Origin of the sequence: Erythrobacter sp. 3-20A1M, assembly GCF_018636735.1 — a bacterium.
Classification (GTDB): Bacteria; Pseudomonadota; Alphaproteobacteria; order Sphingomonadales; family Sphingomonadaceae; genus Alteriqipengyuania.
In genome coordinates, this window is sequence record NZ_CP045200.1 from 2,620,067 (window position 1) to 2,645,300 (window position 25,234).

25 protein-coding genes and 1 pseudogene are annotated in these 25,234 nt (G+C 61.3%); 12 read left to right on the forward strand and 14 right to left on the reverse strand.

What is annotated here, in order from left to right:
• Positions 1 to 673 precede the first annotated feature (673 nt).
• The 3 genes from F7D01_RS12760 to F7D01_RS12770 all read left to right on the forward strand — a co-directional run bounded on the left by F7D01_RS12760 (position 674) and on the right by F7D01_RS12770 (position 4,123).
• Positions 674 to 1,678 carry a cyclopropane-fatty-acyl-phospholipid synthase family protein gene (locus tag F7D01_RS12760; protein WP_251566839.1) on the forward strand — a complete coding sequence of 335 codons (1,005 nt, stop codon included), beginning with the start codon at positions 674 to 676 and terminating at the stop codon, positions 1,676 to 1,678.
• Complete coding sequence (locus F7D01_RS12765) at positions 1,669 to 3,012, forward strand: glycoside hydrolase family 130 protein (RefSeq protein ID WP_251566841.1); 1,344 nt, start codon at positions 1,669 to 1,671, stop codon at positions 3,010 to 3,012. Before F7D01_RS12760 ends, F7D01_RS12765 begins: the two co-directional genes overlap by 10 nt.
• 160 nt (positions 3,013 to 3,172) lie before the next feature.
• Positions 3,173 to 4,123: a DMT family transporter gene (locus tag F7D01_RS12770; RefSeq protein ID WP_172593101.1), complete on the forward strand. Its 951-nt coding sequence runs from the start codon at positions 3,173 to 3,175 to the stop codon at positions 4,121 to 4,123.
• 51 nt (positions 4,124 to 4,174) lie between these two features.
• Here F7D01_RS12770 and F7D01_RS12775 read toward each other — a convergent pair whose 3' ends face one another.
• The 3 genes from F7D01_RS12775 to F7D01_RS12785 all read right to left on the reverse strand — a co-directional run bounded on the left by F7D01_RS12775 (position 4,175) and on the right by F7D01_RS12785 (position 7,508).
• Positions 4,175 to 5,014 carry a class I mannose-6-phosphate isomerase gene (locus tag F7D01_RS12775; protein WP_119083572.1) on the reverse strand — a complete coding sequence of 280 codons (840 nt, stop codon included), beginning with the start codon at positions 5,012 to 5,014 and terminating at the stop codon, positions 4,175 to 4,177.
• Between the two features lie 87 nt (positions 5,015 to 5,101).
• Positions 5,102 to 5,854, reverse strand: a complete 753-nt coding sequence (locus tag F7D01_RS12780) for a universal stress protein (RefSeq protein ID WP_119083571.1) — start codon at positions 5,852 to 5,854, stop codon at positions 5,102 to 5,104.
• Between the two features lie 385 nt (positions 5,855 to 6,239).
• Positions 6,240 to 7,508: a hypothetical protein gene (locus tag F7D01_RS12785; protein ID WP_119083570.1), complete on the reverse strand. Its 1,269-nt coding sequence runs from the start codon at positions 7,506 to 7,508 to the stop codon at positions 6,240 to 6,242.
• Positions 7,509 to 7,707: 199 nt separating this feature from the next.
• Between F7D01_RS12785 and F7D01_RS15600 the strand changes: the two genes are divergently transcribed.
• Complete coding sequence (locus tag F7D01_RS15600) at positions 7,708 to 8,172, forward strand: hypothetical protein (RefSeq protein WP_215229809.1); 465 nt, start codon at positions 7,708 to 7,710, stop codon at positions 8,170 to 8,172.
• Complete coding sequence (locus tag F7D01_RS15605; RefSeq protein WP_371819726.1) at positions 8,108 to 8,524, forward strand: acyl-CoA dehydrogenase family protein; 417 nt, start codon at positions 8,108 to 8,110, stop codon at positions 8,522 to 8,524. The genes F7D01_RS15600 and F7D01_RS15605 overlap by 65 nt, the downstream gene beginning before the upstream one ends.
• 26 nt (positions 8,525 to 8,550) lie before the next feature.
• On the opposite strand, the gene F7D01_RS12800 is transcribed toward F7D01_RS15605, so the two are convergent.
• The 7 genes and pseudogenes from F7D01_RS12800 to F7D01_RS12830 all read right to left on the reverse strand — a co-directional run bounded on the left by F7D01_RS12800 (position 8,551) and on the right by F7D01_RS12830 (position 13,839).
• The gene (locus F7D01_RS12800; RefSeq protein WP_119083568.1) at positions 8,551 to 8,889 is read right to left on the reverse strand and encodes a hypothetical protein; all 339 of its coding nucleotides are present in this window, start codon (positions 8,887 to 8,889) and stop codon (positions 8,551 to 8,553) included.
• A 287-nt stretch (positions 8,890 to 9,176) separates the two neighbouring features.
• Positions 9,177 to 10,436, reverse strand: a complete 1,260-nt coding sequence (locus F7D01_RS12805) for an APC family permease (RefSeq protein WP_231958991.1) — start codon at positions 10,434 to 10,436, stop codon at positions 9,177 to 9,179.
• Positions 10,437 to 10,853: 417 nt separating this feature from the next.
• The gene (locus tag F7D01_RS12810) at positions 10,854 to 11,270 is read right to left on the reverse strand and encodes a DUF411 domain-containing protein (protein ID WP_251566843.1); all 417 of its coding nucleotides are present in this window, start codon (positions 11,268 to 11,270) and stop codon (positions 10,854 to 10,856) included.
• Between the two features lie 47 nt (positions 11,271 to 11,317).
• Positions 11,318 to 12,004 carry a class I SAM-dependent methyltransferase gene (locus F7D01_RS12815; RefSeq protein ID WP_119083565.1) on the reverse strand — a complete coding sequence of 229 codons (687 nt, stop codon included), beginning with the start codon at positions 12,002 to 12,004 and terminating at the stop codon, positions 11,318 to 11,320.
• Between the two features lie 307 nt (positions 12,005 to 12,311).
• Positions 12,312 to 12,476 (reverse strand): annotated as a pseudogene (locus F7D01_RS12820) (transposase); the annotation flags it as partial.
• 160 nt (positions 12,477 to 12,636) lie between these two features.
• Positions 12,637 to 13,398: an MBL fold metallo-hydrolase gene (locus F7D01_RS12825; protein ID WP_119083564.1), complete on the reverse strand. Its 762-nt coding sequence runs from the start codon at positions 13,396 to 13,398 to the stop codon at positions 12,637 to 12,639.
• A gap of 9 nt (positions 13,399 to 13,407) precedes the next feature.
• A complete protein-coding gene (locus tag F7D01_RS12830) occupies positions 13,408 to 13,839 on the reverse strand; it encodes a beta-lactamase hydrolase domain-containing protein (protein ID WP_119083563.1) in 432 nt (143 codons plus the stop codon).
• Positions 13,840 to 14,384: 545 nt separating this feature from the next.
• Here F7D01_RS12830 and F7D01_RS12835 point away from each other — a divergent pair.
• The 7 genes from F7D01_RS12835 to F7D01_RS12865 all read left to right on the forward strand — a co-directional run bounded on the left by F7D01_RS12835 (position 14,385) and on the right by F7D01_RS12865 (position 22,181).
• Positions 14,385 to 14,810: a CBS domain-containing protein gene (locus F7D01_RS12835; protein WP_251566845.1), complete on the forward strand. Its 426-nt coding sequence runs from the start codon at positions 14,385 to 14,387 to the stop codon at positions 14,808 to 14,810.
• 110 nt (positions 14,811 to 14,920) lie between these two features.
• Positions 14,921 to 15,091: a hypothetical protein gene (locus tag F7D01_RS12840; protein ID WP_215227873.1), complete on the forward strand. Its 171-nt coding sequence runs from the start codon at positions 14,921 to 14,923 to the stop codon at positions 15,089 to 15,091.
• A 213-nt stretch (positions 15,092 to 15,304) separates the two neighbouring features.
• Positions 15,305 to 15,778 (forward strand): hypothetical protein, encoded by a 474-nt coding sequence (locus F7D01_RS12845; RefSeq protein WP_215227874.1) that lies wholly within the window; start codon positions 15,305 to 15,307, stop codon positions 15,776 to 15,778.
• A gap of 184 nt (positions 15,779 to 15,962) precedes the next feature.
• Positions 15,963 to 17,129 (forward strand): TolC family protein, encoded by a 1,167-nt coding sequence (locus F7D01_RS12850; protein WP_251566847.1) that lies wholly within the window; start codon positions 15,963 to 15,965, stop codon positions 17,127 to 17,129.
• A complete protein-coding gene (locus F7D01_RS12855) occupies positions 17,126 to 18,646 on the forward strand; it encodes an efflux RND transporter periplasmic adaptor subunit (protein WP_215227875.1) in 1,521 nt (506 codons plus the stop codon). Before F7D01_RS12850 ends, F7D01_RS12855 begins: the two co-directional genes overlap by 4 nt.
• Positions 18,643 to 21,810: an efflux RND transporter permease subunit gene (locus tag F7D01_RS12860; protein WP_215227876.1), complete on the forward strand. Its 3,168-nt coding sequence runs from the start codon at positions 18,643 to 18,645 to the stop codon at positions 21,808 to 21,810. The genes F7D01_RS12855 and F7D01_RS12860 overlap by 4 nt, the downstream gene beginning before the upstream one ends.
• The gene (locus tag F7D01_RS12865; protein WP_251566849.1) at positions 21,789 to 22,181 is read left to right on the forward strand and encodes a copper-binding protein; all 393 of its coding nucleotides are present in this window, start codon (positions 21,789 to 21,791) and stop codon (positions 22,179 to 22,181) included. The genes F7D01_RS12860 and F7D01_RS12865 overlap by 22 nt, the downstream gene beginning before the upstream one ends.
• Before the next feature lie 88 nt (positions 22,182 to 22,269).
• Here F7D01_RS12865 and copD read toward each other — a convergent pair whose 3' ends face one another.
• The 4 genes from copD to F7D01_RS12885 form a co-directional block, all read right to left on the reverse strand.
• Positions 22,270 to 23,199, reverse strand: a complete 930-nt coding sequence (gene copD / locus F7D01_RS12870; protein WP_215227877.1) for a copper homeostasis membrane protein CopD — start codon at positions 23,197 to 23,199, stop codon at positions 22,270 to 22,272.
• Position 23,200: 1 nt separating this feature from the next.
• Positions 23,201 to 23,569, reverse strand: a complete 369-nt coding sequence (gene copC / locus F7D01_RS12875) for a copper homeostasis periplasmic binding protein CopC (protein WP_251566852.1) — start codon at positions 23,567 to 23,569, stop codon at positions 23,201 to 23,203.
• A 104-nt stretch (positions 23,570 to 23,673) separates the two neighbouring features.
• On the reverse strand, positions 23,674 to 24,189 hold the full coding sequence (locus F7D01_RS12880) for a nuclear transport factor 2 family protein (protein WP_215227878.1): 516 nt from the start codon (positions 24,187 to 24,189) through the stop codon (positions 23,674 to 23,676).
• 19 nt (positions 24,190 to 24,208) lie between these two features.
• Complete coding sequence (locus F7D01_RS12885; RefSeq protein WP_371819609.1) at positions 24,209 to 25,225, reverse strand: copper resistance protein B; 1,017 nt, start codon at positions 25,223 to 25,225, stop codon at positions 24,209 to 24,211.
• Positions 25,226 to 25,234 lie beyond the last annotated feature (9 nt).

Sequence of the window (25,234 nt, forward strand, 5' to 3'; positions counted from 1 at the left end):
AGCGCAGAGCTTGTCGCTTACCGAAGTCTGCGAGCGCATCCTGGATCCGGCATGCTTGCCCGGCTTGCCCGTCCTGGGAGGTCGAATATTGCCGACAGCGCCAAACGCTCGCGGGTTGCGCGCCCCTTTCAGCGCGGTCGCCTCGGCGAAGAAAGCGCCCACATCGCACCAATTCTCAATGCCTGAAAATCGCCGCGCACGCGGCGACCGCATTCAATCTGCCATTCCCGGATAATGACTGGCCGTCCAGGCGCACCGGCCTTGAAGCCATACTACCTTGGAGCGATGTCCTGTAATAGATCGCCTTTGGCGGCGTCTTTCGAAAGTCATCCAGCAAGGTGGGAGCCGAAATGCGCAAATCCAAACAAGTCCATGCCGTACTTGGCCGGCGTTTGCTCACGATTCTGGCTCCGTTGCTTCGACGGCTCGTCAAACGGGGCGAACTCGTGCTGATCGACGCCGCGGGCAACCGGATGACTTTCGGCACGCCGCAGGATAGTCCGCGAGTGATCGTACGGCTGCACAGGCTTGACCTTCCGCTGCGCCTGCTCATCAATCCCTCGCTGACGCTTGGCGAAGCCTACATGAAGGGAGAATGGACGATCGAGGAAGGCACGCTGCGCGACTTCCTGTTTGTTGTCTCATCGAACCTGACGCGCTCGATGAAGCGCCTTTGGCGCGCCTGCGCGCGAAGCTGGGGCGTTTGGCGCATGTCCTGCGGCCCATCCGCAAGGCCAAGGCCAAAGCGAACGTTGCGCACCATTACGACCTTTCGAGCGGGCTCTATGAAATGTTCCTCGACGAGGATTGGCAATATTCCTGCGCCTATTTTGGCGAGGATTGTGACACGCTCGAAGACGCGCAGGCTGCCAAACGTTCGCACATTGCAAAGAAGCTCCTGCCCGAACCGAGGCACCGGGTCCTCGATATTGGTTGCGGGTGGGGCGGACTAGCGATCGAGCTGGCACAGAACTGCGATGCGCAGGTGACGGGGATCACCCTCTCGGAGGAACAGCATCGCCGCGCTGGGGTCCGCGCCCGCGAGCAGGGCGTCGATGATCGCGCAGCCTTCAAACTGGCCGATTACCGCGAAATCGACGAGCAATTCGATCGCATTGTGTCGGTGGGAATGTTTGAGCATGTCGGTGCGGCGAGCTTCGGTACCTTTTTCGAGGCGATCAAGCAGAACCTGGCGCCGCGCGGAATAGCCGTCGTACATTCGATCGGCCGCATGGAACCGCCTGGCGGGCGCGACCCGTGGATCGACAAGTACATCTTTCCGGACGGCTATGTTCCCGCCCTGTCGGAAACACTCGCGGCCATCGAGCGCAGCGGCCTTTGGGTGACCGATATCGAAATATTGCGCCTCCATTACGCAGAGACGCTGCGCCACTGGTACGAGAGATTCCAGGAGCGGCGCGCCGCGGCGCACGCACTTTACGACGAACGCTTCTGTCGGATGTGGGAATATTATCTCGCTGCCTGTGAGATGATGTTCCGCAATGGAACCCTGATGGTGTTCCAGGTGCAGCTTGCCAAGGAGCGCGACGCCGTTCCCCTGACGCGCGACTATCTCTATTCCGATCGGCGGAAGGGGCATCCGCACTGGGCGGATGAGGCGCTCAACGAGCGCGTCGAAGCCGAAGCCGTCCCGTTGCGCGTGGGCGAATGCGTATGACGCGCAATCCATCATTAGCGACTGAATCGCGCGGCGCGCAGCTCGGGATCATGAAGCGGCTGCCGGTCGAATTGCATCCCGATGCATCGAGGGTCGTCATTCGGCCGTTCTTCCCGGCTGACGATCCCCTTGCCCTGACCGTGCCGGAACGCTCGCGGCTGCAGCGGATCGCAGACAGGGTGCTCTCGATGGAAAATGCAGCCGTCTCGGCCTACCTTGCGCAGACATTGCTTCCCTTCGTGGACCGCAGCTACTCCGTCGAGAAACTCTTGCTGGCACGCTTCGAGGAAATCAACGGCCGCATCATCGCGAAATGTTCCGCTACGCGCGAACAGGCGTTGCTCATCGGCGCGTTCTTTCAGCAGGAATACTCCTACGAGGCGGCGGCGCTTTTTAATCCGAGTGTCGTACCCCATCCCGATCAGTCGGGTATGCCACCAGGCAGCCTGCGCTTTGTGCTATCGTTGCGCGGCGTGGGGGAGGGGCATATTTCGTCCGTCACGTTCAGGACCGGCAGTTACAATGTCAAAACCGGACTCACCATTGATGCGCCGAGCCGCCAGGTCGTCGCGCACCGGCTCGAGCGGGATCCAAATCCATCCGCTAGCGATGGGAGCATCCGGATCGTCTGCAACGAAGGTGATGATCTTTCCGAACGAGTTCTTTTCCCGGTTACGGCGCAGCAACGCAACGGCATCGAAGATTTGCGCCTGGTTCGCTTTGTCGAGGATGATCGCTCATCGCGCTATCTGGGCAGCTATACTGCCTATGACGGCCGGGCCATCGCGCCGGAACTTCTCACAACCGACGACTTCCGAACCTTCAATCTCCACAGAATGGAAGGACCGGGGGCGGTCAACAAGGGCCTCGCCTTTTTCCCGAGACGGATAGACGGGAAATACGCATTGCTGTGCCGCCACGACGACGAAAGCATCTGGCTGGCGCTCTCAGACAATCTTCACCATTGGGGCGAAAGCGTCACTGTCCTCTCGCCGCGCTATCCCTGGGAGTTCATCAAGATCGGCAATTGCGGCTCGCCTATCGAACTGGACGAAGGCTGGCTCGTGATCACTCATGGCGTCGGTGCAGTACGAAACTACGCCATTGGTGCGTGCCTGCTCGACAAGAAAGATCCCTCCAGACTTCTGGCGCGCACCCCCGAACCGCTGTTGCGTGCCCAAGCGGATGAACGTTCAGGCTATGTGCCCAATGTTGTCTATAGCTGCGGCAGCCTGGTGCATGACGGGGTGCTTCTTCTTCCCTACGCAATTGCGGATAGTTACACGACATTTGCCACCGTCCCCATCGACCGGCTACTTGCCACTATGGAGTGAGGGCAGGTTTTTTGGTATTGGTTGGCGCTGAGCGCAGGACAAGCGGTGGATTCCAGACGATCGAATTTGGGCCAGCAGCGTGCTGCTGCACCGCGGATGCGGTTTGCGCGTACCCAAAGAGGACCCCCAATGTGGGGGTAGCTCTGTATCCTGTGCGGCGATGCAATACCCTGAACACCGTCCGGTCGATGACGCTTTGATTCCGCCGAGGCTGTCTGCCATTCTCGTGATGGTCCTTTGGGCCTCATGCTACCCGCTGATCACGATCGGGCTCGATTTCGCCCCGCATCTGACCTTCGCAAGTCTTCGCGCCGTTACGGCAGGGTCGGCGCTGCTTCTGGTCGCGCTTTGCCTGGGCAAACCCTTCCCGAAAGACAGGGCGGAGTGGGGGTGGATCGCGCTTGCAGGACTTGGCATGACCGGATTGGGTTACTTCGGGATGTTCCATGCAGCCGAATTTGTCGCTCCCGGCCTGGCGACCGTCGTGGCCAATACCCAACCCATCTTCGCCGCGGTACTCGCATACGGCCTGATCGGGGAACGCCTTGCGTTGCGCGGATGGACCGGCCTGCTGATCGGCTTTCTTGGCGTCATCATCGTCGCTGCCCCCCAGGTCTTCGCCGGCAACGAGCGCTCAACCGGACTTGGCCTGATGTACGTGCTCCTGGCCGCGCTCGGTGTTGCCGCTGGCAATGTCGCAATCAGGAAGCTTGCCAACCGGGTCGACGCGGCGATGGCGATGGGCCTTCAATTGCTGATCGGCGCCATTCCGCTGATGATAATCGCCGTGCTGACCGAACACCCACGTGCTGTCGTCTGGTCGCCGGGCTTCATAGTTTCGCTCGTAGGGCTTGCACTTCCAGGGACAGCACTCGCCTTCTGGCTGTGGCAAACGACTCTGCGCTCGATGCCTCTTTCAAAAGCGAACGTGTTCAGTTTTCTCGTGCCGTTTCTGGGCATTACGATCGGAGCCCTTTTCTTCGCCGAGCCGCTCACTCTCATGGTGATGATCGGCGTGGTCCTCGCCGGCATAGGCGTCTATCTAGGAACGAAAGCCGAGCCCGATAGAGAGCCGGTTCGTGATCAGGGTTCCGCATGCCGATCCAAGTGAAGTGGCTGGCAAGATTGATAATAGGGCACTGCGCTGCTCAATTCGGCTTATTCAACGGGACGACACCCAGAGGCCCTCAGTCACCTTGCTGCCCGGATAGGCAACGAGCAGTTCGCCATTGTAGTCGAGGGAATGCTGCTCATCGGCCAGCCATGCCTGGCCCGGCTCCACGGGGGCATCACCTATACGTCCGTGTCCTGAAAGCGGTACAATCCATGCCGCTGTGCCGGGCGCGAGTGTACCGGCGCGAGCGCCGCTCCATTGCTCGACCACGAATTTATGTCCTTCGGCGACTATCCGGCGAGCATCGGCAAGAACGTATGGTTGTGTGAGAGCCTGCCAGGGTTCGGGGCGTGCCACGCGCAGCGCTGCTTCCAAATGGAGGGCGCGCGGACGGCCATAATCGTACATCCTGTAGGTAAGATCGACATTTTGCTGGATCTCGATGAGGGTAATTCCCGCACCGATCGCGTGGATGGTTCCTGCGGGCAGATAGTAGACGTCGCCGGGGCTCACCTCGCGCCAGTCAAGCATCGTCTCTATGGTTCCATCGAGCGCTGCGAGGCGCAGGGTGTCGATGGCGACAGCTGCCTTCAGCCCCAGGCCGATCTGCGCACCCGGCTCAGCCTTCAGGATCACCCAGCATTCGTCTTTGCCCCTCGGATGTCCGAGCGCTCGCGCTTCGGCATCGTCTGGATGGACCTGGACAGAGAGCCGCTCGCTCGTGAACAGGTATTTGACAAGAAGGGCGCCCGAGCGGTGGTCGGGTTCTTCGAACCAGATTTCACCGATCGGATCGTCGCCGCTTGCTGCCTGCGCAAATCCGAAGCCAGGCTGACGGCGACCCCAGACCTTGGCCACCGAGCGGGGAACGAGCTGGACAGGGGTCATTGCCGACGCCTCCCTTGACTACCCCTTGCTTGAGGGGCTGGTAAGGAGAAACCATGTGCATATCGCGGGGCCCGTACGCCGAACATATCAGTGCGCGAGAATCAGCGGAACGGGGCTCGTCGTGATAAGATCCTGGGTGACGCCGCCCAGAAAAGTTTCGCGGAGTCGTGAATGGCCATAGGCACCGAGCACGATATATTTCGCTTCGAGACTCGCTGCGGCCGCAATGAGCGCATTGGCCACGGTGTCTCCGTCGAGCGGCCAATCATGACTTTCGGCGGTGACACCATATCGCGCCAGATAATTGCGGACATCGTCCAAAGAAGGTTTCTCCCCCTTCTCGCTGACACTTACGATATGCAATTTGGGCGCGGCGCGCAGAAGCGAACGGCTCTGCCGGATGGCGTTGGCAGCTTCTGGGGAGCCATTCCAGGCGATCATGGCAGCACTGCTGTTGGTAAAGCGTTGCCCGGCAGCCGGCACGAGTAGTACGGGCGATTGAACATGGAGCGCCACGTCGGCGGCGAGTGGCGCCCTGCGCGGGAGAATTGTTTCCTTCTCTTCGGGTTGGCTTAGAACGACGAGGTCGGCAAACTTCGCGTGTTCGATGATGGTCTGAGCCGCTGATCCCTCGGCGTGAAGCCATTGCCAATCGATTCCCTCCCGTTTGAGCGTATCTTCGATCCGCACCTGTTCAAGTTTCTCGTTTTGGCGAAAAGTCTCGAAGATGCCGGAAGGAACGTATGACCCTCCAAACGGATCGCCGACAAAGAAATACGCATCGAGAGGGGTTGCCTGCAAACAGATCAGCTGCCCGTTGTGGGCGCGAACGACTTCCATGGCAGCAGCTAACCGTGCACCCTGGCCAGGATCCTGGTTTATGTGGAGCAAAACCGACTTCAACTGATCATCCTGGTCCGGTTGCAATCGAGCGCTTGCGCTGGATCAAAAAGCACTCATTGTTGTCTTTGACGTTTCACTCGATCCGATCTTACACACCGTCCGTGTCGAGCGCTGTGGACCTTCGAGACGCCGCTTTTGACAAGGGCACAGGATCCCTTACCGAGGGCCGAACTCCCACTCATCGCTCGCTGTCGAAATGCCGCTGCCGGGGCCAACACGCGTAGCGAGAGGGCGGGTATGGCCGCTCTACCCATCCGAACAGCCGGAAGCCTTCCCGAGGGAACATCACAACTTGCGAGCACGAAGAGGATTCAGTGAAAATTCAGACTTCCAGGACTGGCGCAAAACCGCCACCCGGTGTGCGCATGTTGGTCGTCTGCCCCCTGTATAGCCGCGCCGCCTTCAACAATACGGAACCAGCGTAGGTATAGAGCCTCACATCGACCTTGAGGTCCACAGCCTCTCCATCATACTTGACCTTGCGAAGACTCGGCGGCGCGTATTGCTGGGCGATATAGTCACCGTCCCGGATCTGTGACCAGACGCTGCGGGTAAGCTTGGCACCGCGATAGGCGGCTTTGCTGCCATATCCCTGCGCCGGCTTGAAGAAGAGATGCCGACGTTCCGCCCAAAGCGACGCGGCGTTATCAGGTGTTACCAGAGTGGTAGCGGGAATAGTCGTCGCAAGAACCTCAGCTTGCTCCCTTGGCAGGCCCCAGTGGGTCAGGAGAGCGCTGTCGCTCAAAAGCGAGAGATTTCGCTTATCGGCCAGCATGGCGTGGACGTATGGGTTGGGCGTAACCACTGCCAGATTATTCAGATAAGCGTCCTTGAGGACGGAATGATTCGGCTCTTCCAAGGTAAAGTCGACGAGACGATTGTACACCAGGTCGATCTTGCAGCCATCCGCAAAAAGTTCACCGCCGGAAGGCTCCAACGCCGTTGGATCAGCGATGACCGCCGAAATTCCCTGACGCTCGAGCGCTGCCTTGGCGAGCAGAAACTCCGGATAGAGATGCTGATCAAGGGGCGCGTCATCGACGATCGCAATGGTCTCGGGTGTCCCAGTGCGGCCCTGGCGTAACCACTCGCTGCGAAACATTCTCGCAATCGCCGGTCCAAAATCCTCCACTGATCCATTCGAGCCATCGGAGCCGAAGCAGCAGGCACGCTGCGCCCTGGCGAGGGCTGCGTTGAGGAACGCGCCCCCGGCATTGGTATTGATCTCGATCAGAACCGGTCCGGATTCGGAAAGATGAAAATCATACCCCATCAGTGCACCGGCAGGTCCCAGATCGGGAGCGGAGCCGGACGGTGCCCACTTCCGCACCGCCTCACCATATTGCGCGAGGGCTGCGGCGGTCTCCACCGCCGTGACGACGCGCGTCATCACCGTCATTGTCTCCGGCGCGATAAACACCGGCGAGTTCGCGAACAGGTGCGGGTGCGAGGTCGCCAACTGCTCCCCGAAACCTTCACGTCCGGTCTGGCTGTTCAATGTGGCCTGAAGCATGTCCCGGTCGAGCGTAATGCAGGAACAGACGGAATTGGCACGTAGTGCCGCCTGGAGCGCTTTGGACTTGTCTTGCATCGGGTCTCCTGGCGGCATCTTGAGGATTATACCCAAGGACGCTGCGGCTACTGGAATATTTCAACAACATTGGGGCGGCTAGGGTCAGGATCTGTAATTTGCGGTAGCTTGGCGGCGTGTCCCTTGAGGGTTTCAAGGATCTGTCCGCACTCGCCGACCGGGCAATTCAGGATGGTGTCGCCGGTTCCGGAGCGGGGCACTGGGACCGTCTGAGTGCCTTCGGCGAACTGGTGGGTCAGGCCGAACCGTTGAGCTTGGTAGGCTTGCCAATGCGAACCCGCCAACACCCTTAGGTTTCGACCGCTTCGGTGAGGCCCCGGATGAAGTTGAGTTCCACCCCGCCTCTCACGCTCTGATGCAGATGGGGGTCGAAGAGGGGAGTTTCCGCGGCGGCGTGGACCAGCGTAAAGGCGGGCCAGACCTGCGTGCAGCGCTGCTCTACCTTATGACGCAGGCCGATGCCGGTATTATGCGGCGGTCACCGCCCTTTGCGCGGAGCCGGAAGTGGCTGCGGAATGGGAACCGCGTGTCTCCGCCTCGAAATACGATCAGCGTTTCATTCCCGCGCAGGAAAGACTGGGTCCACCACTGCCATGGCGATGACCGAAATGCAGGGCGGCTCGCACGTGCGCGCCAACAGCACCCGCGCCGCCTCGCTTGGTAGCGGTGAATTCGAGCTGATCGGCCATAAATGGTTCTGCTCGGCGCCAATGTCGGATGCCTTCCTGGCGCTGGCCCACGCCGAGGAGGGATTGACCTGTTTCCTCGTCCCGCGAGTGGCGGCCCGACGCGGCGCGGAATGCGATCCACGTCATGCGCCCGAAGGACAAGATGGGCGGCCGCTCTACAGAGGGACCGCGCCTTGCTTACGAGGCTTTTACCGAACAAGTTGCGGCGAATCGTCTGACACAAAGAGCGCTACCGCTACTTTAGCGATAGACTGCCAAAGGGCTTCCTGTGACCCGAGCGCAAACTGGCCGCGATTCTTGCTTGCGCACCGCACGAATTTGATGTGATTGGCTAGCAGATTGCGCTCGTATCCTTACGATCGAAAATGTTTGGCGCGCTCCACGAGCTGGGTCATCTGGGACGCGGCATGAATGGTGAGGGGATGTTGCCTGGCACCGGGACGCGGGGTGATGAATTCCGCCATCTCGCCAATTTGCGTCAGTTGTTCGTCAGTGGCTTTGGCTAGCACACTTAGCACAATATTTTCCAATGCGATTACCCGGATGCGCAGTTGGATGATCTCGGCATCGGAAAGTGCGGGAATATCCCATTCGTCGCAAGCCGCTGCCAAAGCTTCCTGAGGGCCGCACGGCGTGGCCCCGCCCTCATCTTCCCATCGCGAAACCGCGGCGCTCTTCTTTTGATCTGTCATAGGTCGAAACTCCTGGATTGAGGAAGCAATGTATCAAGACGGGCGGATACCTGAAACCGCGGGAGGTGAGAGCCAGCGCATCCTGAAGCTTGGAGCCGGACAGCAGTGCATCCTTGCCGATGACGCATGGCCAGTAACACCTCGATCGGCGCATCAAGCAAGTCGGCCGCTTCGGGGGCAGCGGGGACGGACTTGGAGCCCATCACCATCTAATAAAAAGATGCGTGCTTCACCGGGGATCAGCCGCGTCTCGTCATCCGGGCCGATGGTGGATTTCACCTCAGTTTCTACCCGGGGTTATCATTCTTTCCGCCTATCTGACGCAGGAAAAGAGCTTCAAGAGCAAAAACAACGGCAATGAGGGCCGCAGCGATGCCAACGATAAACGGGTCGGTGTCGAGTTTGGTGGCAGTAAAGGCAGCAAGAACAGCACCGTCGGCTGCAATCGCGGCAAGCAGAACGGAACTTTTTGCCGCGATCTCCTTTCGTAGGTGCCGGTAGACACCCCAATGCACCAGCATGTCCATGACCAGATAGAAAAACGCCCCGAGGGAAGCGATGCGCGACAGATCGAACAGCACCGCTAGCGAGCCGGCTACCACGACCGTGTAGACCAGCATATGGCTTCGTATTCCGCCTTTCATGCCAAAATGACTGTGCGGGATCATCTTCATGTCAGTCAGCATCGCCAGCATGCGCGAGACCGCGAACACGCTGGCGATCACCCCTGAGGTAGTTGCCGATAGCGCAATGATGATGGTGAACCAGAAGCCCAGTTGACCTAGCGCCGGTCTGGCGGCGGCGGCCAGAGAATAATCGCGCGCCTGGGCAATCTCGCTGATCGTCAGGCTTGCTCCGACAGCCAGTGCCACGAGCAGGTACGTCACCACGCAGATGACAATCGAGATGACGATCGTGCGACCAACATTGCGATGCGGATCAACAATATCGCCGCCACTGTTCGTAATGGTCGTGAAGCCTTTGAAGGCGAGGATGGAAAATGCCACCGATGCCAGAAATGCGCCGCCACCGGTTTGCGAAATGTCTTCAGAAAAAGCGCCAGAAAAGAAACCGCTCGCCCAGATCGCCGCCACTGCGAAAACGACGATGCCGCCGACCTTGATCACGGACATGATGAGCGAAAAGCCGCTCACCGAACGATTGCCGGACGCATTTACGAAGTAGGCGAAGACGATCAGAGCTAGCGCGAGGATAGGCAGGAAAAGGGCATTCTCCTCCTGGCCGAACGGACGCAAGGCGTAAGCAGCGAAGGTACGGGCTACCAGGCTTTCATTGATCACCATCGAGAGCGCCATGAGCAGTGAGGCAGAGGCCGCCACGACTCCCGGACCGTAGGCCTTTTGCAAGATCATCGCGATGCCGCCAGACGATGGCCAGGCGTTCGACATTTTGATGTAACTGTAGGCCGCAAGCGCTGTCACGATAGCTCCCACGACGAAGGAAAGCGGGAACAGCGGCCCGGCCAACTGTGCGATCTGACCGGTTAGGGCAAATATTCCGGCGCCGATCATGACCCCCGTGCCCATAGCCACGCCACCGGCGAGACTTATGGCAGATTCGCTCTTGCTGCGTTGGATCCCTGCCGATGCCGCATGTCCCTCGTGTTTCATCTCGTTCACAACTCTCTAACTTTGAAAACAAGGCGAACCTGCGCGCGAGGGGGCAGGGTGCAACTTCGCGATCGCCGGCACGAGACTGAAAGGGCAGCGGCCTGCCTCATGCGCCCCGCGTTTATCTGCGGTCAAGTGGGCTTTGGCGACTGATCCTAAATGCCTGGCCGGCGTATAAGCTCGGACGGCATGCCCTTTGGAATTCCGCTCGGTTTAATTACCAGATGTGATATTTGTCATTTCAGTTCCCTCGGCTCGACAACAGAGCGCCCCGTTTCGTTCGCTGTCCATCTCGATTGCCCAGTTTCGGACGGTGGGGCCATCCGCTTTGCGTTAGGGGTAGCTTGCGAAAACCCTTTGTCCGCCCGGGCCAAACGCAAACACGTCATATGCCTGCCTTCGGCCGTCAGCCTCCATGCCGGGGGAGCCGAGCGGCATACCGGGCACGGCAAGCCCGGCGACGCCGACGGGTCGCTCGCGCAGCAGTCTCGCAATGGCTTCAGCGGGAACATGGCCCTCGATGACATAGCCGTCGACCACCATCGTGTGGCAGGACGAGAGGCCCCGCGGAACACCCCTCTCCGCCTTGAGAGCGGCCATATCGGTGCTGTCGACTGCGGCGACCTGTGCGTCCATGTCCCGCTCGACATGAGCTGCCCATTGTTCACAACAGCCGCAGCCAGGATCACGATACATCGTGTAGCTTGCGGCCTGCGCGACGTTCGAACAAGCCGCAAGAACGACGAGCAAAGCACTCGCGAGAGGTCTACGCAGGGCCGATGGAGGGGCAGTGTCGGTCAATTCACGATCCTTTCCTTGAAGCCGCGCCACAGAGAAATGGCACCTGTGGGCGTAATGAATAGGGCTAACCTCTTGCTGTCGATAAATCGGGCAGAGATCAGATTTTCCATTACTCCGTCGGCGTTGGGCTGGGTATCCGCAAATCCGTCCAGTCTTTGGACGGTCGCGCGAAATAGCGCCCGCATCAGCGGGTTTTCCTGCTTCATGTAATCCGCGATCAAGACCATCCCGCCGGGCTCGAGCAGGTTCCAGATCTCCTCGATGAGGACCTTCTTCTGCCCCGCCGGTACCTGGTGGAATAGAAGGCTGCTCACGATCTTGTTTGGCCGCCAATTGTCCTGAAGCTCGAGGCTGTCGAGAAAACCATGGTGCCAACGGATGGACGACATCTTATGCGCAGCTTTTCGCCGGGCTATGCCGATCGTGGCGCGGTCCGGATCGACACCGAGCAGGTCCGCTTGCGGACAGGCGGAGCGGAGACCGATGAGCAGACTTCCCGTACCGCTTCCGACGTCGATCAGACGATCGTCTGGCTCGACCTTCGCTTCGGCTATCATCGCGCTCCGCCATCGTTTCTCCGATGTCAGGCAGCGAATTGCAATGTCGTAGAGCGGTGTTAGCCAAGCTTTGCCGAGCGCAGGTGTGAAGTTGACTGCTCGGTCGAGAGTGCTTGTCTTTCGCATCGCACGTTCCCCAGAGAGGCGGGTGAAATGATCATCTCTAGCGGTCCAGGCATTGCGGACGACAATGGGCACCGTCAAACGCCAGGCACCCCGCGCAGGCCTGGTCCGTTAGAACGCTTGCCAAAGCGTTAGAACGCTTGCCAAAGCGAAACGGCCGTCCATTTTGTAGGACCAAGCCCGGCCGTACTCCATCGCCCGATCGGAGATCAACATGCACCGCTGTTGCCCCAATCGGCTTGTACGCGAGGAGACTGGGCTCGTACGATAGTGAGGGAAACCCGATGTAGAAACGACACAGTGCCCACTACCGCTGGGCTTCCGGCACATCCAGGTCGCCATACTTGGCCTTCCAGCTATAGATCGTCGCTTCCGATGCCTCGTGCCGCCGGGTCAGGTCGCCGGTCTTCGCACCAACCTCGGCCTCCTTCAACACACCAATGATCTGCTCTTCCGTAAACCTCGTTCGCTTCATCATCCGTCCTTACCATCGGGGCCAGACTCTAATCATGCGTTGAGCAAAACCAGGGGTCCCGTCAGCTGCTCGCGGACTCCAAGCTCGACGAACCCGGGCCTCTCACCGTCACGGAATCAGGCGTTCATTCGCTACGGCGGCAATTTAACAGATCCTGAGCCTAGCTCGGCCAGCCCTGGGGGGACTTGCCGCCAATTCGATGAAGTTGTTCCACGGCATCTTCGGGGCAATCGCCACATCTGCGGTTGGCCGGTACCGCCACATCGATTTTTTTCGGATAGGCAAGGTCGAGATTGGTCATGATATCCTCGAACTCTTCAAGTCGGATCGCGTCGTTCAACCGCGGGTTGCGCTCACGTTCCTGCGCGACGGTGGAGACGTGCCGATGCTGATAATCGTGTGCGGGATAGACCAGGGTGTCCGGGGGCAAGGTAAAAATCTTGTCGTGAACCGAGCGATAGAGCGCAACCGTGTCACCATTCTGAAAGTCCGTTCGGCCGCAGCCATCGATCAGCAACGCATCCCCGGTAAATACCCTTTGCTGTCCGCCCTGATCCAGAAGATAGCAATGGTGCGTATCCGTGTGGCCCGGAGTGAACAGGGGCCGGAAATTCAAGCCTCCAAGATTTAGCGGCCGATCCTCGGTGACGCCGATATCCGCGCAGGGGAGATCGTCCTGCGCAGGATAGGCGACCTTGCAGTCTGTCAGCGCTCGCAACCGGCAGGCGGAGCTGATGTGGTCTGCATGGATGTGCGTGTCGAGCGTGTAGGCAAGCCGCAGGCCAAGTTCGTTGATAGTTTGAAGATCGCGTTCGATTGTCTCCACCACCGGATCGAGCAACAGGGCCTCGCCGGTGTCCTGCCAGCCGAAAAGGTAGGTGTAGGTCGAGGATTCGGGTTCGAACAATTGTCGAAAGATCATGACCTGCGCCTAAGGTTCGATCAGGGGCTGGAGATCGGCCTCGCTGACTTTGAGTCCAGCGGCTTCGGCCTTGGCCGCGGCTTCGCTTGCGCCCGCGTCCTGCCGGTGAGCCCAGTGAGCCAGGGCCATCAGGCTAGCCCGCTTGCCGCTAGCACAATGAATGGCGATGGGTGTCGGCAGTTGCTCCATTTCGGCACGGATGGTCGAGGCGGTCCTTGCGTTGAGATCCGCGGGTGTCACCGGGAAGCTCAGGTAGGCCAACCCGCTTTTCGCCGCCACCTCACCCTCGGTAACCGGAGCTAAGACCTCGCCGTTTTCTCCGGGTGCGCGCAGATTGACAACGGACCGAATGCCGGCTCGTGAGAGATCTCTCAGATCCGCTTCGTTCGGCGCACGTGTGAAAACGTGGAGCTTGTTGTCCAGATCGATGAGCCCATCCATGTGTCTACTCCTTCAAGCGCTCAACTTCAGACGTGTCTGCCAGCGACGAAGAGCATGGGATTGATATTGGCATCACTGCTGTCTTGGAAACGAACGGCGAGCTTGATGTTCCCACGACATCTCGTCTCCCCGGATTGAATGTCCAATTAGGTCCGGCCCTCGCAAGGTTAGCCAAAGATTTCGAGCTAGAGCGTTGCGCGGAATTGGCAATTTTCGATTCGCTGTTGCTGCGGCGCACGGCGAGGTGGTGCCGCGACCGCGCGACAAGGGGGTTGGCAAAACCAGTCCAGTCATGCCCCAGAATGTTCAGCCATGGCCGCAGTCAAACATCGGCGTCTCATTCCTCCGCTTGCCGGGCTCAGGAGAGCAGGATGATCGGTGGCCGGGGTGCGATCCTGGCGCCGAGAAGCTTCGGTAAGCTGGCGCGGACCGGCCACGAATCACAGCTAAGACCGGAACCGGAAGCCGCCTGGGACCATTCACACGTGGAGTGCAATTTGCGCCGCAACCCAAATTGGAGACGAACCATGGAAGCTCGAAATCTCATGACTGCCGATCCGGCGTGCTGCAGCCCTTCCGACACCGTCAAGGACGCCGCCGGCCTGATGGTTGACAACGATTGCGGCGAGATCCCCGTCGTCGACGAATCCGGCGGGCTGGTCGGGGTCGTGACCGATCGCGACATCGCATGCCGCTGTGTTGCGAAAGGCAAATCCGCCGATACACCTGTCGAGGAGGTGATGTCGTCTTCGCTCGTTACTGTCACTCCGGACACGAGCATCGAGGAATGCTGCAAGAAGATGGAGGACAATCAGGTCCGCCGCCTCCCGGTTGTGGACGACGAAGGCAAGTGCTGCGGCATCGTTTCCCAAGCCGACATCGCCCTGCATGCCGACAAGAAGGAAACCGGAGATCTCGTGCGCGAGGTGTCTGAATCGACGGAGGAGCCAGCAGCGGTCGGGTGTTGCTGAAAAATATTCGTCGCCCTTGACCTTCCAATGATGGGAAGACGCGTCGGGATGGGTTGCACCGCCGCTGTGGCCCAGCACGCCGACGCGCCGGCGCAGGCGGAGAGCCGCCAATGATGCAACACGGCGAGATGGCCAAGGGCAGCATGACGACGATAATTAGCGACCCGGAGATGCGGGGCGAGATGAAGGCCATGATGAAGAGCTGCAACCAAATGATGGCCCGCATCGACGCGATGTCCAGCCCGAAGAAAGCGCTCCGGCCAACGCATGAGAAAAGATGACAGTACCCCGATGGGGTCTGTAGGCGGCTGCGTCGGCTATCGAGCTCGACGTCCCTTTCCTGGCCTCTTCGGACGGCGAGTGGGCGACGCGGCATTGTCTCCACTGGGCTGTTTTCGATCAATCGAAGCTGTAGCGAAACCGCAGTTCGCTTTGGAACCGCAGACGGCAGAATTCACTGAGTGGAGCGGACCTGTGATGTCTGGCGTATCGGCATGAATCAATGGTCGGCGTTTCTGAGGACCGACGTTGTTTCGCACGCAAGCGGTTTGCAGTTCGGTTTTGCATTGCCGAAGGGGCCCCACTATCGCGGCGGAGTGTCCCTCGTCCGCGCCTTTGCTCTTGTCTGCGTTTGCCTTGCGCTTTTCGTGCAGAGCGCCGCGCAAGCTGCTGCACCTCCGCCGCTGGAGACGACCCAGTCCGTCGATTGCTCGGAGATGGACGACGGCATGGCGGAAAGCATGGCGACTGAGCGGTCGTCCGACAAGAAGCCCTGCGATCGCATGACGCTCGGCTGTCTTTTGGCCATGGGCTGCATCGCGCCGATGGCGATCCCCGATGCTGCGTCAGGGGGAGCTACTGTGCTCCTACTCCAGCATGCCCCCCACATTGCGGGCACTTCGGCAGGGCTCCACAGCAGACCTCTCCCGCCGGAATCGCCGCCTCCACAAGCTGACCGCATCGTCTAGTTTCCCGCAAACGGCGCACAGCAGCCGTAGGTGAGGTTACGATGCGCCCGCGTCGCCTTTTGCGAGGCGCGGCGGCATCATCGGCTTGGCATCAGATTACGTGCGAGGTTATACCATGGTTTGGCGAAGTGGCTGCGCGTCAGCGGCACTCATAGTTTTTGCCCAGGCGGCGCAGGCACGGCCGGTGGGCTATGAAGAGGCCTTGCGCGCGGCCCGCGTCGAACAGCCCGTCCTGCAGGCGCGTGAACTCGAGGTGGAAGCCCTGCGGAGCACGGCGGAGGCGGCGGACGAACTGCCCGATCCGAGGCTACGAGCGGGCATCGTCAATCTGCCGGTCACCGGCCCGGCGGCCTTCGATCTCGACCGGCAGCTTCCGACCCAAGTCCAAGTGGGTGTCGAGCAAGAGATTCCCAATCTAGCCAAGCGACGCGCGAGGGCCGGGCTCGCGGGATCGGATATCCGCTTGGCCGAAGCGCGCCTCGGCGTTGTTGGCCGGGACGTCGAAGTCGCCGCTGGCCGCGCGTGGATATCTCTGGCTTATGCGCAGCAGCGACTGGCGCTGGCCGTCGAAGCCCAGGATGAATTACGCAAGCTGGTGCCGGTTGCTCACAGCGCAGTCGCATCGGGTTCGGCGCGACCTGCGGAAAGTCTCGAGATCCGCCGGGCACTGCTCGAGATAGACGATGCCCGGACGCGAATCGAAGCCGATCGGGAAACGGCCCAGGCGCGGCTGACGCGATATATCGCTCGGGACGAGCCCGTTGCGCAAGGTGCGGCGCCGCCCGTCGATGTCGATCTGATCGAGCTGCGCAGGACTTTGGAGAGCAACCCCGGGATCATTCTGGCGGACACCGCCGAGCAACGAGCCCGGGCAGCCATCGATCTTGCCCGGGCGGAAAAGAGGCCCGACTTCGGCGTCAATGTGAGCTTCGGCCGGCGAAACCCCGATTTCGGGAGTGTCGTCTCGGTTATGGGTTCGGTGACCTTGCCGATCTTTGCCGGTCGGCGGCAGGAGCCGCGCATCGCTGCGGCCGAAGCGCAGGCGGCAGCGGCGCTCGCTGAGCGAGCAGACGCACTGCGCGCACTCGAAGCCCAGTTCGAGGCCGACCTCGCGTCCTGGCGCAGCGCTGCACGGCAGTGGCAGCGCGCGCGCGAGGAGCTGTTGCCCCTGGCCCGCGACAGGGCGGACCTGGAAATCGCGAGTTTTGCCGCTGGCCGTGCCGAACTGATCGACGTGATCGAGGCCAAGACCGCGCTGGCGTTGCTCGAACTGGAAATTCTCGAACGCGAAGAGGCGACGGTCGAAGCCGCCGCCAAACTGCGACTTACCTACCAGGAGCATATGCAATGAAAGCCGCCTGGCAAAGACTGACCCCGCGCCAGAAGTCCTACACGCTCGCGGCCGGGATAGTGCTCGTAAGCCTCGGAGCCGGCTATGGCCTCGCCCAGCTTGGCGATAGCTCCCCCGGCAATTCGGGCGGAGCTGCAGCGGAGGCAGGCTGCGAGGAGGTGCTCTACTGGTACGATCCGATGGTGCCCGACCAGCGCTTCGACGAGCCCGGCAAGTCTCCCTTCATGGATATGCAGCTGGTGCCCAAATGCGCCGGCGGGGATGGGGCGAGCGCCGGCGGAGTCAGCATCGATCCGGCGCTCGTGCAGAACTTCGGCATCCGCACAGCCGCGGCGGAGATCGGCGTGCTCGAGCCCGAGACCAATGTCACCGGCACGCTTGCTTACAATGCGCGCGAGGTTTCGATCGTGCAACCGCGGGCGAGCGGCTTCGTGCAGCGCACCTATGGCCTGGCACCCGATGACATCGTCCGGCAGGGAACGCCGCTGGTCGATCTGCTGATCCCCGAGTGGGGCGGTGCCCAGCGCGAGTACCTCGCCGTGGCCGCGACAGGTGACGAAGCGCTGACCCGCGCGGCGCGGGAGAGGATGCGGCTGCTCGGCATGCCAGAGGGCGTGATTTCATCTGTCGCGCGCAGCGGCAGTCCGCGATCGACGATCACCATCACCGCACCGTCCTCCGGCGCTGTCACGAACCTGAGCGTCAGGCCGGGAATGAGCGTGTCCACGGGCCAGACGCTGGCCGAGATCACCGGGCTCAACCCGATCTGGCTGGAGGCGGCCGTCCCGGAAATCCTTGCCGGCGACGTGAGGGTCGGACAGCCCGTAAGCGCAACCCTGACGGCCTTCCCGGGCGAGCGCTTCGCTGGCCGGATCACCGCGATCCTGCCCAGCGCGCAGGCCGACAGCCGCACGCTGACCGTGCGAGCCGAAATGCGTAATCCCAATCTCAGGCTGCGGCCCGGCATGTTTGCGCAAGTTTCGCTTTCGCCCGCCCGGCGCGAGGCGGTGCTGATCCCGTCCGAAGCGGTGATCCGTACAGGCGAACGCACGATCGTGATGCTGGCTCAGGAACAGGGCGGCTATCGCCCCGCCGAGGTGCGGATAGGGCGCGAGGCAAACGGGCGGACCGAGGTCCTGGCCGGGCTCGCACCTGGCGAGGAAGTGATCACTTCGGGCCAGTTCCTGCTTGATTCCGAAGCCAGCCTCGCGGGCCTTGATATCCGCGGGATCGATGAGGCGCCTGCGCGCGCCAGTGGCGGCAACGAAAAGCAGCAGCGGCAGCAGCCCGATAGCTATAGCGCCAGCGGAACGATCGAGGAAATCTCCGCACGCAGCATCACCTTGCGCCATGGTCCGGTCGCCGCGCTGGACTGGCCGGCGATGACGATGACGTTCGCGACCGCGGGACCCGCCCAACTGCGCGGCTTCAAGCGCGGCGACAAGGTCAGCTTCCGCTTCGTACAGAGCGACAAGGGTCCGCGCCTTACCGCCATCAGGCAGGCGAGCGGCCAATGATCGCTCGCATCATCGAAGGCTCGATCGCCAATCGTATGTTCATCGTATTGGCTTCGATCGCCATCGCGCTCGCGGGGTTCTGGGCCGTGCGAACAACGCCTGTGGATGCCCTGCCAGACTTATCAGACGTTCAGGTGGTTATCCGTTCAAATTACCCCGGGCAAGCGCCGCGGCTGGTCGAGGATCAGGTGACCTATCCCCTGGCCACAACGATGCTATCGGTTCCCGGCGCGAAGACGGTGCGCGGCTATTCGTTTTTCGGCGACAGCTATGTCTACGTGATCTTCGAGGACGGGACCGATCTGTACTGGGCGCGTTCGCGCGTGCTCGAATATCTCAATCAGGTGCAGGGCCGGCTGCCGGAAGGCGTGTCGAGTTCTCTCGGCCCCGACGCCACAGGTGTCGGCTGGATCTACGAATACGCGCTCGTCGACCGAACCGGGGGCAACGATCTGGCGGGTCTACGAAGTCTGCAGGACTGGTTCCTGCGTTACGAGCTCAAGACCATCCCCGGCATAGCCGAGGTCGCCAGCATCGGCGGGATGGTCAAGCAGTACCAGGTCGTGCTCCAGCCTTATCGAATGGCGTCGCTCGGCGTGACGCATGCCGACGTCGTGCAGGCGATCCGGGCGTCCAATCAGGAAGCCGGTGGCTCGATCGTCGAGATGGGCGAGGCCGAGTACATGGTGCGCTCGTCTGGCTATCTCGGCAGCCTCGACGACTTCAGGGCCATCCCGTTGCGCGTGGCGGGAGGCGGAGTCCCAGTCACATTGGGTGATGTAGCGACGATCCAGATCGGTCCCGAACTCCGGCGCGGGATAGCGGAGCTCAACGGCCAGGGCGAAGTCGCGGGCGGCGTCGTCATTCTCCGACAGGGAGCCGACGCACGCTCCGCGATCACGGCGGTCGAGGCGAAGCTCGAGCAGCTCAAGCAGAGCCTTCCCGAAGGCGTCGAGATCGTCACGACCTACGATCGTTCGCAGCTGATCGACGCCTCGATCGAGAACCTCACTCACAAGCTCGCCGAGGAGTTCATCGTCGTCGCGGTAATTTGCGCCTTGTTCCTGTGGCATGTGCGGTCTGCGCTCGTCGCGATCGTGACCTTGCCGCTTGGCGTGCTCGCCGCCTTTGTGGTCATGCGCTTCCAAGGAGTGAACGCCAACATCATGTCATTGGGCGGTATCGCCATCGCGATCGGCGCGATGGTCGATGCGGCGATTGTCATGATCGAGAACGCGCACAAGCATATCGAGCGCTGGACGCACGAGAACCCCGGCGGCGTGCTCGCCGGCAAGGAGCGTTGGGGCGTCATCGGCGATGCAGCCAAGGAAGTGGGGCCGGCGCTGTTCTACAGCTTGCTGATCATTACCTTGTCCTTCATCCCGGTGTTCACCCTGCAGGCGCAGGAAGGGCGGCTGTTCGCGCCGCTTGCGTTCACTAAGACCTATGCGATGGCGGGCGCGGCGATTCTGTCGATCACATTGGTCCCTGTGTTGATGGGCTGGATGATCCGCGGCAAGATTCCGCCCGAGGACAAGAATATCCTGAACCGGGGGCTGACCCGCGCCTATCGGCCCGGTCTCGACTGGGTGATGCGCCGTCCGAAGGCGACGCTGGTCATTGCCGCGCTGGTCTTCGCGACGACGCTGGTTCCCTTTACCCGGCTCGGTGGCGAGTTTCTCCCGCCGCTAGACGAGGGCGATCTGCTCTACATGCCGAGCGCGCTGCCCGGTCTTTCGCCCGGCCAGGCCTCCGCGCTTCTCCAGCGGACCGACCGGCTGATCAAGACGGTGCCCGAAGTCGACACGGTGTTCGGCAAGGCGGGCCGCGCCGATACCGCGACCGATCCGGCGCCGCTGACGATGTTCGAGACTACGATCCAGTTCAAGCCGCGTGAAGAATGGCGCGAACGGATGACGCCCGATAAGCTGGTCGAGGAGCTGGATCGCGTAGTGCAGGTGCCGGGCCTCGCCAATGTCTGGGTGCCGCCGATCCGCAACCGGATCGACATGCTGGCGACCGGGATCAAGAGCCCGATCGGGGTCAAGGTCTCCGGTGAAGACCTGAGCGATATCGATCAGGTGGCTCAGGCCGTCGAACAGGTGGCCAAGGAAATACCTGGCGTGAGTTCTGCGCTCGCCGAGCGATTGTCGGGTGGCCGGTACGTCGATGTCGAAATAGACCGCCTCGCCGCGGCGCGATACGGCCTCAACATCGACGACGTGCAGATGATCGTCTCGGGCGCAATCGGAGGCGCCAATGTCGCGCGCACGGTCGAAGGGCTTGCCCGGTATCCGATCAACGTTCGCTACCCGCGCGAAATTCGCGATAGCGTCGGCGAACTCAGGGCGCTTCCGCTCCTGACGCCGGCGGGCCAGCAGATCACCTTAGGCAGCGTCGCCCAGATCGGCGTCAGCAGCGGGCCACCTATGCTCAAGAGCGAGCAGGGACGTCCGACAAGCTACATCTACGTCGATGTGCGCGGGCGCGACCTGACCTCGGTGGTGAGCGATCTGCAGGAGAAGATCGGCGCGGAAGTCGATCTGCCCGCAGGCGTGAGCATCGCCTACGCCGGGCAGTTCGAATATCTCACGCGTGCGGCCGAGCGGATGAAGATCGTGATACCGGCCACGCTCGCGATCATCTTCCTGCTGCTCTACCTGATCTTCCGCCGTTTCGACGAGGCGCTGCTGATCATGGGCACATTGCCTTTCGCGCTGACCGGCGGCTTCTGGCTGCTCTACCTCCTCGGCTACAACCAGTCGGTCGCGACCGCAGTGGGCTTCATCGCGCTCGCCGGGGTCTCGGCGGAGTTCGGGGTGGTCATGCTTATCTACCTAAAAGGTGCGCTGCAGGAGCAGCCGGCGGACCCTTCCGCCGATCAGGTCGATCAGGCGATCCGCGAAGGCGCGCTGCTGCGCGTGCGGCCCAAGGCCATGACCGTCGCGGTCATCCTTGCCGGCCTGTTTCCGATTCTGATCGGCACCGGCGCTGGCTCGGAAGTGATGAGCCGCATCGCCGCTCCGATGATCGGCGGCATGATAACCGCACCCCTGCTGTCGATGTTCGTGCTTCCCGCCGCCTATCTGTTGATGCGGCGTCCCCGGACCAAGCGGTCCACACCATCCGAAGGAGAAGAAGAATGCGTATTACAACCTTCATGACGTTGCTGGCCGCGCCGCTGGCGCTCGCCGCGTGCGATAATGGCAACGACAGCGTGGAAACCGCCGACCAGCCAATGGCGGATAACCAGATGGCGGATGATCAGATGGCCATGGGCGGCGAGGACATGCCAATGATGCAATCCGGCGAAGGCGAGCAGATGGGCAGCGGCGAAGGGACCGTCACGGCGGTGGATGCCGAGAAGATCACCATCAATCATGGACCGATCCCCGAAGTTAACTGGCCTGCAATGACTATGTCCTTCACCGCTGATGAAGCATTGCGCCAGACTGTGGCCGAGGGTGATGCCGTTACATTCGAATTCCGCAAAACCGATAGCGGCGGTGAAATCACCTCCATCGTGAAGAAGTAGCCCTTGAAGACCCGAGCGGCGGCCTTGTCCGCCGTTCGGGCCTTCATCCTGCCTAGGAGATGAATAACCCCGTTAAGATCGCCAGCTGCTACATGGCGGCAGGAGGCTCCATCGTACCGAACCACGCGACCAGGAAGAGCACCGCTATCCCGAGCACCATCTCCAGCGCAATGCTACGGCGAAGCGAAGATATCATCTGGCGAGTCGGTTCTTCATCGCACAAGGCGTCGCCAAGTGCGGGCGTCAGCCGGAAGCGGTTGGCGGTGGCGAGCCCAATCATAACACCAAAGAAGACGATCTTCACAATCAGTAGCTGGCCGTAGCGCGTGGTCCACAGGCCGGGGATATTGTCGGGTCCGACCAATACCCAGCTATTGATGAGACCGGTCAGCAGCAGGATCGCAACCATTGCCGAGCCGATGCCGGAAAACCCGTGCAAGGCCGCATAAACCTCCTGACCGTCATCTTCGCTTCGCGGACAAGCGAGGAGAAGCTGTAGGAATCCGAAAAGCGCACCGATCCAGACTGCTGCCGCGGTGACGTGAAGAATATCGCTGGCCAAATGGACGGAAGCGAGAGGGCCCTCGCTGGCTGCCGCGTGACCCAGCCAAGCCAGACTCACCGTGGCCACTGTGCCAAGGGCAGCTATGGCCATCCAGCTGACGCGGCCAACCGGCAAGATTATGAGCAGCGCCAGCGCTATGATTGCCGCCGCCGCTCGGACCAGCGCCGCCTTGCCGAGATCCATTCCAAACCCGACTGCGCGCAGAGCGTCCGCATCGAGTCCGCCGGCAAGCGAGCCGGCAAAGAGGCTGGACTGGGCCACAACAGCCGAGAGGCTCGCCACCGCGAGGACAGCAGCGGTGACAATCAGCAGAAGGCGTCGCGATCTCGTCAGCATACCCGTCCAGGGAGCCGCGGGACCACCGGAATAAAGGAAAAAGAGCGATGCTCCCATCAGAAGCATCGCTCCGAGATATTGCAAGAGCCTGAGGCCGACGACCACCGGCTCGATCATGTCAGCCGACCTTGAAGCTCAGCTCGCCATTCATCTTGTGGCCATCGGCAGTCGCCGCGCTCCACACGATCTTGTAGCTACCCTTAGGCAGCGCCCGTGCAGGAGTGCCGACGATCGTCTTGCCGTCCTGTGCAACCGACGTCTTAACCGGAACCGCCATTCGATGTTCGGGCATCGTCACCTCGAACTTCGAGAAGGCCGGCACGAGTTCTTCGTTGAAAGTCAGCGAAATGACCTTCGGCGCCGCCGACACAGTGGCGCGGTCGGCGGGGTTGGACGATGTGAGCTTGGCGTGCGCAAAAGCGGGGCCGGCGATCAAGAGCGATGCAGCGCCAATGGCGCCGAGAATGGCAGAAGAAACCTTTTTCATGAATATCTCCGTTGGCAAGGATTGTCTATTGAACAATACCGGGCGTGAAGCAGGGCTTAATCCGAGACCTTCTTCCAAACCTCCGGATCGCGGCAGATTTTTTGTCAGTTCCGCGGTGCACGCGAGGAAGAGTGATACTGAACAATCTTCCATCCTCCAGCATCGTGCACTAACACCGATGTCGCGACTCCTTCGCGCTCGACCACCCGCCCGTCGGCGAGTTCGATCCGGTAGGTGTATGTCTCGCGGCCGTAAGCCATGTGCCCCATTCTGGCGACCGCCACGGTCGGCTCGCCAAAAGTGAAGCTGGTGATCGCATCGAGCTCGGGGCCCAAGTGGTGCTCCATGTAGTTGCTGAAGGTGCCCTCAGCCTTTCCGTTCTCGAAGATCGCCGAATCCTGGATGAACAAGGCCGCCATAGCCTGCGCATCGCGCGCGGTCAGAGCCGTCCGATAGGCAACCAGCACGGCTTCGGCGCCGGAAACATCTTCGTCCATTGTAGCTGAGTGGTCCGCGTCGGACATGGCATGAGCCGAATGGTCCATAGTTTGCGCAAGGGTGGGCGCCGCCAGCATGGCAAAGCCGAGCGTCATCGAGGCTGCGAGAATGTGCTTCGTCATCGATTATTCCTTTGGGAGCTCAGAACCAGAATCGGATCCCGACAACGTAATTGGTGACACTGGGATCTTCGCCTGCTGCGCGGGCGAAATCGGCACTGTTCCCGATCTTCCATTCCTGCTCGATCCCTACATAGGGTGCGAATTCGCGCGCGAATTCATAGCGCAGGCGTAGACCTATTTCGAGCGTATCGAGACCGGCTCCGATGCCCAGCTCAGGAATGTCCTGCGCCGCCAGGTTTACTTCGGCCCTAGGCTGCAGGATCAGGCGCTGGGTGATGCGTTGATCGATTTCGCCTTCAAGGCGTGCGGTGAGATCTCCCTGATCGGAGAGGAACGCCGCCGCATCGACTTCGAAGCGATAAGGCACCAGTCCCTGAATACCCACAACCCCGTAGGTCCGATCGCGCGGTGCAAAATCCTGACGCAAGCCGGTCTGCAGATAGAACCACGGGCTTATTGCCCGGCTGTAGAGCGCTTGGACCTCAGCGCTTTCAATTTTCTCGCCAAAGCTCCCTTCACCCTCGGATTTGAACCAGAACTTGTTGATGTCGCCACCATAGTAGCCCTGGACGTCCCACAGATATCCATTTTTGTCCTCGCGAACCTGGTACTCCGCGCGGTCTGCCAGGAACCAGAGGAACGTTTGCCCGCCCTGTTCGCGACGCAGCGCCTCGCGGGACCCGCGCATGGCCTCCGCGCCCCAAATGTCATCGGCCGCACGCGGCGGTCCCGATCCGGCATCCGCCGGCGGAGGACCCTCGGGGATCGGCATCGCCATCGCGCCCATATTCATCTGGGAATGATCCATTTCGCCCATGTCCATCTGCGAATGGTCCATGGGCATCACCGGGTCCGCAGTCGTCGCAGCGCCTTGTTCCATCGTTCCATGATCCATCGCACCTTCGGCGGGCGCAGGGTCAACGGCGGGCTTTGCCGGGGATGTGGCTGGCTTCTGCGCCGGCGCAGGCGTGGGTTCGGGGGTTGGCGTCGGCGTGGGCGCCGGCGTCGGCATTGTGTGACCGGCATGCTGCGCCATCGCGGGCGT

Bases quoted from the DNA above. Each gene is read 5' to 3' on its own strand.
- F7D01_RS12765 (WP_251566841.1), top strand. From the start codon at position 1,669: ATGCGTATGACGCGCAATCCATCATTAGCGACTGAATCGCGCGGCGCG.
- F7D01_RS12770 (WP_172593101.1), top strand. From the start codon at position 3,173: ATGCAATACCCTGAACACCGTCCGGTCGATGACGCTTTGATTCCGCCG.
- F7D01_RS12775 (WP_119083572.1), bottom strand. From the start codon at position 5,014: ATGACCCCTGTCCAGCTCGTTCCCCGCTCGGTGGCCAAGGTCTGGGGT.
- F7D01_RS12780 (WP_119083571.1), bottom strand. From the start codon at position 5,854: ATGGAAGTCGTTCGCGCCCACAACGGGCAGCTGATCTGTTTGCAGGCA.
- F7D01_RS12785 (WP_119083570.1), bottom strand. From the start codon at position 7,508: ATGCAAGACAAGTCCAAAGCGCTCCAGGCGGCACTACGTGCCAATTCC.
- F7D01_RS15605 (WP_371819726.1), top strand. From the start codon at position 8,108: ATGACCGAAATGCAGGGCGGCTCGCACGTGCGCGCCAACAGCACCCGC.
- F7D01_RS12800 (WP_119083568.1), bottom strand. From the start codon at position 8,889: ATGACAGATCAAAAGAAGAGCGCCGCGGTTTCGCGATGGGAAGATGAG.
- F7D01_RS12805 (WP_231958991.1), bottom strand. From the start codon at position 10,436: ATGGGCACGGGGGTCATGATCGGCGCCGGAATATTTGCCCTAACCGGT.
- F7D01_RS12815 (WP_119083565.1), bottom strand. From the start codon at position 12,004: ATGCGAAAGACAAGCACTCTCGACCGAGCAGTCAACTTCACACCTGCG.
- F7D01_RS12825 (WP_119083564.1), bottom strand. From the start codon at position 13,398: ATGATCTTTCGACAATTGTTCGAACCCGAATCCTCGACCTACACCTAC.
- F7D01_RS12830 (WP_119083563.1), bottom strand. From the start codon at position 13,839: ATGGATGGGCTCATCGATCTGGACAACAAGCTCCACGTTTTCACACGT.
- F7D01_RS12835 (WP_251566845.1), top strand. From the start codon at position 14,385: ATGACTGCCGATCCGGCGTGCTGCAGCCCTTCCGACACCGTCAAGGAC.
- F7D01_RS12840 (WP_215227873.1), top strand. From the start codon at position 14,921: ATGATGCAACACGGCGAGATGGCCAAGGGCAGCATGACGACGATAATT.
- F7D01_RS12845 (WP_215227874.1), top strand. From the start codon at position 15,305: ATGAATCAATGGTCGGCGTTTCTGAGGACCGACGTTGTTTCGCACGCA.
- F7D01_RS12855 (WP_215227875.1), top strand. From the start codon at position 17,126: ATGAAAGCCGCCTGGCAAAGACTGACCCCGCGCCAGAAGTCCTACACG.
- F7D01_RS12860 (WP_215227876.1), top strand. From the start codon at position 18,643: ATGATCGCTCGCATCATCGAAGGCTCGATCGCCAATCGTATGTTCATC.
- F7D01_RS12865 (WP_251566849.1), top strand. From the start codon at position 21,789: ATGCGTATTACAACCTTCATGACGTTGCTGGCCGCGCCGCTGGCGCTC.
- copD (WP_215227877.1), bottom strand. From the start codon at position 23,199: ATGATCGAGCCGGTGGTCGTCGGCCTCAGGCTCTTGCAATATCTCGGA.
- copC (WP_251566852.1), bottom strand. From the start codon at position 23,569: ATGAAAAAGGTTTCTTCTGCCATTCTCGGCGCCATTGGCGCTGCATCG.
- F7D01_RS12880 (WP_215227878.1), bottom strand. From the start codon at position 24,189: ATGACGAAGCACATTCTCGCAGCCTCGATGACGCTCGGCTTTGCCATG.
- F7D01_RS12885 (WP_371819609.1), bottom strand. From the start codon at position 25,225: ATGGCGCAGCATGCCGGTCACACAATGCCGACGCCGGCGCCCACGCCG.